The 6,729-nt window shown below is 72.0% G+C and carries 7 protein-coding genes; all 7 read left to right on the top strand.

Features of this window, described 5'->3' with window-relative positions:
* Positions 1-276: 276 nt before the first annotated feature.
* Positions 277-1,407, top strand: coding sequence for an LCP family protein (locus ABD350_RS15355; RefSeq protein ID WP_344348625.1), 1,131 nt, complete (start codon positions 277-279; stop codon positions 1,405-1,407).
* A 158-nt stretch (positions 1,408-1,565) separates the two neighbouring features.
* Positions 1,566-1,787, top strand: a complete 222-nt coding sequence (gene rpmE, locus ABD350_RS15350; RefSeq protein ID WP_030740744.1) for a 50S ribosomal protein L31 — start codon at positions 1,566-1,568, stop codon at positions 1,785-1,787.
* 109 nt (positions 1,788-1,896) lie between these two features.
* Positions 1,897-2,964 (top strand): peptide chain release factor 1, encoded by a 1,068-nt coding sequence (gene prfA / locus ABD350_RS15345; protein WP_344348624.1) that lies wholly within the window; start codon positions 1,897-1,899, stop codon positions 2,962-2,964.
* A gap of 35 nt (positions 2,965-2,999) precedes the next feature.
* Positions 3,000-3,845, top strand: coding sequence for a peptide chain release factor N(5)-glutamine methyltransferase (prmC, locus tag ABD350_RS15340; protein ID WP_344348623.1), 846 nt, complete (start codon positions 3,000-3,002; stop codon positions 3,843-3,845).
* A gap of 52 nt (positions 3,846-3,897) precedes the next feature.
* Positions 3,898-4,545: an L-threonylcarbamoyladenylate synthase gene (locus tag ABD350_RS15335; RefSeq protein ID WP_344348622.1), complete on the top strand. Its 648-nt coding sequence runs from the start codon at positions 3,898-3,900 to the stop codon at positions 4,543-4,545.
* On the top strand, positions 4,542-5,219 hold the full coding sequence (locus tag ABD350_RS15330; protein ID WP_344348621.1) for an arsenate reductase/protein-tyrosine-phosphatase family protein: 678 nt from the start codon (positions 4,542-4,544) through the stop codon (positions 5,217-5,219). The genes ABD350_RS15335 and ABD350_RS15330 overlap by 4 nt, the downstream gene beginning before the upstream one ends.
* A gap of 186 nt (positions 5,220-5,405) precedes the next feature.
* Positions 5,406-6,644, top strand: coding sequence for a serine hydroxymethyltransferase (locus tag ABD350_RS15325; protein WP_344348620.1), 1,239 nt, complete (start codon positions 5,406-5,408; stop codon positions 6,642-6,644).
* Positions 6,645-6,729 lie beyond the last annotated feature (85 nt).

Below are 6,729 nucleotides of genomic sequence, written 5' to 3'. Positions count from 1 at the left end.
CCCCGCCCGGTCGGCGGCGAGATCTTTGCCACACGTCCTCCGGCGGCGGCCGGTCATGCTGCGCCCCACCGGTGGCCCCGTATCCGCAGGTGAACGCCGTCCCCCTCACGCGTCCGACTACATACCGTGACCTTTTCCGTACCCGACGGGCACTGTGTGTTGTGCAACCCTGTCCCGAGTTTCTCCGTCTGACCAGGCGGAGCGACGATGGAGCGGTGACGACCGCGCCCGACCCTGACCGCAGGGGGTACCCGACCGCCGAGACCTAGGAGCGATGTGGCCGCCGAGAGCACGCCCGCCATAACCGAGCCGGGCACGTCCGGACCCCGCCGCCGGGGCAAGGGGCGGCGCCGCAAGGCCCCGAGCACGGGCCGCAAGGCCCTGCGCGCGACGGCGTGGACGGCGGCTGGCGTGGTGGTGCTGGGCGGCGCGGGCGCCGGGTTCGTCTACTTCAAGCTCAACGGCAACCTGCACAGCGTCGACCTGAACCAGGCCCTCGGCACCGACCGGCCCGAGAAGATCGACAACGGCTCCGAGAACATCCTGGTCCTCGGCTCGGACACGCGCGCCGGCACGAACAAGAAGCTCGGCGGCGGCACGGACGACGGCAGCGCCCGCTCCGACACGGCGATGATCGTCCATGTGTACGAGGGCCACAAGCGGGCCAGCGTGGTCTCGATCCCCCGGGACACCCTGGTCGACCGTCCCGAGTGCACCGACACCAAGGGCACCGCCCACCCGGCCGCCACCGGCGTGATGTTCAACGAGTCGTACTCCACCGGCGGCGCGGCCTGCGCGGTCAAGACCGTCGAGTCGATCACCGGCATCCGCATGGACCACTACCTGGAGGTCGACTTCCAGGGCTTCCAGCAGCTCATCGACGACCTCGGCGGGGTGCGGATCACCACCACCAAGGACATCCACGACCCGCAGAGCCACCTCGACCTCAAGGCCGGCCCGCACACCCTCGACGGCGAGCAGGCCCTCGGCCTGGTCCGCACCCGGCACGGCGTGGGCGACGGCTCCGACCTGGGCCGCATCCAGCTCCAGCAGGCGTTCATCAAGGCCCTCATCGACCAGGTCAAGCACGTCGGCGTCTTCACCAACCCCAAGAAGCTCTACGACCTCGCCGACACCGCCACCAAGGCCGTCACGACCGACTCCGAGCTCGGCTCGGTCAACTCCCTGATCGACTTCGCGGGGGGCCTGAAGGGCATCGGCTCCTCCCAGATGAAGATGGTCACGATGCCGGTCCAGTACGACCCGGCCAACCCCAACCGCGTCCTGCTGGACACCGCCAAGGCCCAGCTGGTCTGGGACGCCCTGAGAAACGACCAGGAGATCCCGAAGGCGGCCACGGAGGGCACGGCGACGGGCGAGGCCAAGGACGTCGTCAGCGCCCCGTAAGCGCGCGGCGGAACGGCGCGACCCCGCAGGAATAGAACAACCGCACCCCCGGTTTGGGTGGATGGCACCAGTCCTGGCAGACTGGTACGTCGGCTCCGGTTCACGCCACCGCATCCCGCGGCAGCGACCCGGCGCCCTCCCGAAACCTAGGAGACACCTTGAAGCGCGACATCCACCCCGCGTACGTCGAGACGCAGGTCAGCTGCACCTGCGGCGCGTCGTTCACCACCCGCAGCACCATCGAGTCCGGCACCATCCGGGCCGAGGTCTGCTCCGAGTGCCACCCGTTCTACACGGGCAAGCAGAAGATCCTCGACACCGGTGGCCGTGTGGCCCGCTTCGAGGCCCGCTTCGGCAAGGCCGCCGGCTCCAAGAAGTAGCGAGCCCCATTTCGCCGGTCCACGGCCACACCCCGCTCACCGGCGGGTGTGCCCGGGACCGGCGTTTTTGGTCGTCGCCCTTCCCCTCACCGCAGTACAGGAGCCCAAGATGTTCGAGGCCGTCGAGGAACTCGTCGCCGAGCACGCCGATCTGGAGAAGAAGCTCGCCGACCCGTCGGTCCACGCCGACCAGGCGAACGCGCGCAAGCTGAACAAGCGCTACGCCGAGCTGACCCCGATCGTCGCCACGTACCGCTCCTGGAAGCAGACCGGCGACGACATCGACACCGCCCGCGAGCTGTCCGCCGACGACCCCGACTTCGCCGCCGAGGTCAAGGACCTGGAGAAGCAGCGCGAGGAGCTGACCGAGAAGCTGCGGCTGCTGCTCGTCCCGCGCGACCCGAGCGACGACAAGGACGTCATCCTGGAGATCAAGGCGGGAGCGGGCGGCGACGAGTCGGCGCTCTTCGCCGGCGACCTGCTGCGGATGTACCTGCGCTACGCCGAGCGCGTCGGCTGGAAGACCGAGATCATCGACGCCACCGAGTCCGAGCTGGGCGGCTACAAGGACGTCCAGGTCGCGGTGAAGGCCCGGGGCCAGATCGAGCCCGGCCAGGGCGTGTGGGCCCGGCTGAAGTACGAGGGCGGCGTGCACCGCGTGCAGCGCGTCCCGGCGACCGAGTCCCAGGGCCGTATCCACACCTCCGCGGCCGGTGTGCTCGTCACCCCGGAGGCCGAGGAGGTGGACGTGGAGATCAACCCCAACGACCTCCGCATCGACGTCTACCGGTCCTCCGGCCCCGGCGGCCAGTCCGTGAACACCACCGACTCCGCCGTGCGCATCACGCACATCCCGACCGGGGTCGTCGCCTCCTGCCAGAACGAGAAGAGCCAGCTGCAGAACAAGGAGCAGGCGCTGCGCATCCTGCGCTCCCGGCTGCTCGCCATGGCGCAGGAGGAGGCGGAGCGGGAGGCCGCCGACGCCCGCCGCAGCCAGGTCCGCACCGTCGACCGCTCCGAGAAGATCCGCACCTACAACTTCCCGGAGAACCGCATCTCGGACCACCGCGTCGGCTTCAAGGCGTACAACCTGGACCAGGTCCTCGACGGTGACCTGGACGCGGTCATCCAGGCCTGCGTCGACGCCGACTCGGCGGCGAAGCTCGCCGCCGCGTAACACCCGTACGCACGAGTACGACACGGAGGAGACGCGTGAACCTGCTGCTCGCCGAGGTGGCCCAGGCCACCCAGCGGCTGGCCGACGCCGGTGTGCCCTCGCCGCGCAACGACGCGGAGGAGCTGGCCGCCTTCGTGCACGGGGTGAAGCGCGGTCAACTGCACTCCGTGAAGGACGCCGACTTCGACGCCCGGTACTGGGAGGTCATCGCCCGGCGCGAGCAGCGCGAGCCGCTGCAGCACATCACCGGGCGGGCCTACTTCCGCTACCTGGAGCTCCAGGTCGGGCCGGGGGTGTTCGTGCCCCGGCCGGAGACCGAGTCCGTCGTCGGCTGGGCCATAGACGCCGTACGCGCCATGGATGTCGTGGAGCCGTGCATCGTCGACCTGTGCACCGGCTCCGGCGCCATCGCGCTCGCCCTCGCCCAGGAGGTGCCGCGCTCGCGCGTGCACGCCGTGGAGCTGTCCGAGGACGCCCTGGTGTGGACCCGGAAGAACATGGCCGGCTCCCGCGTCGACCTGCGCCAGGGCGACGCGCTGACCGCCTTCCCGGACCTCGACGGCCAGGTGGACCTGGTCATCTCCAACCCGCCGTACATCCCGCTCACCGAATGGGAGTACGTCGCCCCGGAGGCCCGCGATTACGACCCGGAGCTGGCGTTGTTCTCCGGTGAGGACGGACTCGACCTCATCCGGGGCATCGAACGCACCGCGCACCGCCTGCTGCGCCCCGGCGGGGTCGTCGTGATCGAGCACGCCGACACCCAGGGCGGCCAGGTGCCGTGGATCTTCACCGAGGAGCGGGGCTGGGCCGACGCGGCCGACCACCCCGACCTCAACAACCGGCCGCGCTTCGCCACCGCCCGCAAGGCGCTGCCGTGACCCCTGAGACGACTTCCATCCCGCAGTACGTGTACGAGGAGGCCCGCTAGCCATGGCACGGCGATACGACACCAACGACGCGACCGACCGCGTGACGGGTCTGCGCGAGGCCGCGTCCGCCGTCCGCCGCGGCGAGCTGGTGGTGCTGCCGACCGACACGGTGTACGGCATCGGCGCCGACGCGTTCTCCTCGCAGGCGGTCGCCGACCTGCTCGACGCCAAGGGCCGGGGCCGCGGCATGCCCACCCCCGTCCTCATCGGCTCCCCGAACACCCTGCACGGCCTGGTCACGGACTTCTCCGAGCTGGCCTGGGAACTGGTCGACGCGTTCTGGCCAGGCGCGCTGACGCTCGTCGCCAAGCACCAGCCGTCCCTGCAGTGGGACCTCGGCGACACCCGGGGCACGGTCGCCGTGCGCATGCCGCTGCACCCGGTCGCCATCGAACTGCTCACCGAGGTCGGGCCGATGGCCGTCTCCTCGGCGAACCTCAGCGGCCACCCGGCGCCGGAGGACTGCGACGCAGCCCAGGACATGCTCGGCGACTCCGTCTCCGTCTACCTCGACGGCGGCCCCACCCCCGCCAGCGTGCCGTCGTCCATCGTGGACGTCACCCGCCGGGTGCCGGTGCTGCTGCGCGAGGGCGCGCTCTCCGCGGAGGAGCTGCGCAAGGTCGTACCCGACCTTGAGGTGGCGAATTGACGGCCCCTGGGACGGGGCGCGGCATAGGCGGCGGGAGCTGGAGCGCGGAGGAGACGACGACGTTCGGGTTTCCCCGCGACACCTTCCGCATCCTCCACGTCAGCACCGGCAATGTGTGCCGCTCGCCCATCACCGAGCGGCTGACCCGGCATTTCGTCGCGGAGCGGCTCGGCGTGCTCGGCGGCGGGCTGATCGTGGAGAGCGCGGGCACCTGGGGCCACGAGGGCGCACCCATGGAGTCCCACGCGGAGACCGTGCTGGCCGAGTTCGGCGCGGACGCCTCCGGCTTCGTCGGCCGGGAACTGCTGGACGAGCATGTGATCAGGGCCGATCTGGTGCTGACCGCCACGCGTGACCACCGCGCCCAGGTCATCTCCATGGGCCATTCGGCGGGCCTGCGCACCTTCACCCTGAAGGAGTTCACCCGTCTGGTCCGGGCGATAGATCCGGCCACCCTGCCGCCGCTGGAGGACGGCGTGGTCATGCGGGCCCGGGCGCTGGTGCGGGCCGCGGCGGCGCTGCGCGGCTGGCTGCTCGCCCCGACCGCCGAGGCGGACGAGGTGTACGACCCGTACGGCGCGCCGCTGACGTTCTTCCGCTCCATCGGCGACGAGATACGGGACGCCCTGGACCCGGTGGTGACGGCGCTCACCGGGGTCCCGGCACGCACGTAGGCACCGCCGGCGTCCGGACCCGGGCACTGGCGGCGTCCGCCGGGACGGCGCCCGGCGCCGCGGGCCCGCATGACCACCCGTGCCGCCGGCGGCACGACCGCCCGCGGCGGTGCGCACCCACCGCGCACCCCGTCTGCCCCCGGCCTACATTGGACGTACGTCACCGCCGACCGTCCGGAGTCCGCCATGTCGGTCACCACCGCTCACGAGACCGATGTCCTGCGCCGGCAGGACCCGGCGATGGCCGAACTCCTGCTCGGCGAGCTGGCGCGGCAGTCGACCACCCTCCAGCTGACCGCCGCCGAGAACTTCTGTTCCCCGGCCGTCCTCGCCGCCCTCGGCTCCGCGTTCGCCAACAAGTACGCCGAGGGCTACCCCGGCGCCCGCCACCACGGCGGCTGCGAGATCGTCGACGTCGCCGAACGCGCCGCCATCGACCGCGCCAAGGAGCTGTTCGGCGCCGAGCACGCCAACGTCCAGCCGCACTCCGGCTCCTCGGCCGTCCTGGCCGCCTACGCGGCCCTGCTGCGCCCCGGCGACACCGTCCTCGCCCTCGGCCTGCCCTACGGCGGCCACCTCACCCACGGCTCGCCGGCCAACTTCTCCGGCCGCTGGTTCGACTTCGTCGGCTACGGCGTCGACGCCGAGACCGGCCTGATCGACCACGACCAGGTGCGCCACCTGGCGCGCAACCACCGGCCCAAGGCCGTCGTGTGCGGCTCCATCGCCTACCCCCGCCACCCGGACTACGCCTTCTTCCGGGAGGTCGCCGACGAGGTCGGGGCCTATCTCATCGTGGACGCCGGCCATCCCATCGGGCTGGTCGCCGGGGGAGCGGCGCCGAACCCGGTGCCGTACGCGGACATCGTCTGCGCGACCACCCACAAGGTGCTGCGCGGCCCGCGCGGCGGGATGATCCTGTGCGGGGCCGAGCTGGCCCGGCGCGTCGACCGGGCCGTGTTCCCGTTCACCCAGGGCGGCGCCCAGATGCACACCATCGCCGCGAAGGCGGTCGCGTTCGGCGAGGCGGCGACACCGGCGTTCGGCGGGTACGCCCATCGGGTGGTCGCCAACGCGCGGGTGCTGGCCGGTCACCTGGCCGCGGAAGGGCTGGCCGTCACCACCGGCGGCACGGACACCCACCTGATCACCGCCGACCCGGCCCCGCTGGGCGTGGACGGCCGCACCGCGCGCGGCCGGCTGCTCGCGGCCGGGCTGGTGCTGGACTGCTGTGTGCTGCCGCACGGCGACGGCCGCGGCCTGCGCCTGGGTACGGCGGCGGTGACCACCCAGGGCATGGGGGAGCCGGAGATGGTGCGGATCGCGGCGCTGCTTTCGGCCGTGCTGCGCGGGCGGACCGAGCCTGCCCGGGCGCGGGAGGAGGTGCGCGCGCTCACCGGTCGTTTCCCGCCGTATCCCGGCTGAACGGGGGTAGACGCGGTCCCGTACCTCCCGGTGTGGACGGGTCCGGGCCGTGGCGTACGGCACGGTGTGCAACCCTCGTCGCTAC

The organism is Streptomyces nogalater, from assembly GCF_039532885.1.
GTDB classification, from domain to species: Bacteria; Actinomycetota; Actinomycetes; order Streptomycetales; family Streptomycetaceae; genus Streptomyces; species Streptomyces nogalater.
Note: the sequence above shows the minus strand (reverse complement) of the source record. Positions and strands in the feature narration are given on the sequence as shown.

Excerpts from the sequence above, each read along its gene's own strand:
- prfA (WP_344348624.1), top strand. The coding sequence starts at position 1,897 with ATGTTCGAGGCCGTCGAGGAACTCGTCGCCGAGCACGCCGATCTGGAG.
- ABD350_RS15335 (WP_344348622.1), top strand. The coding sequence starts at position 3,898 with ATGGCACGGCGATACGACACCAACGACGCGACCGACCGCGTGACGGGT.
- ABD350_RS15325 (WP_344348620.1), top strand. The coding sequence starts at position 5,406 with ATGTCGGTCACCACCGCTCACGAGACCGATGTCCTGCGCCGGCAGGAC.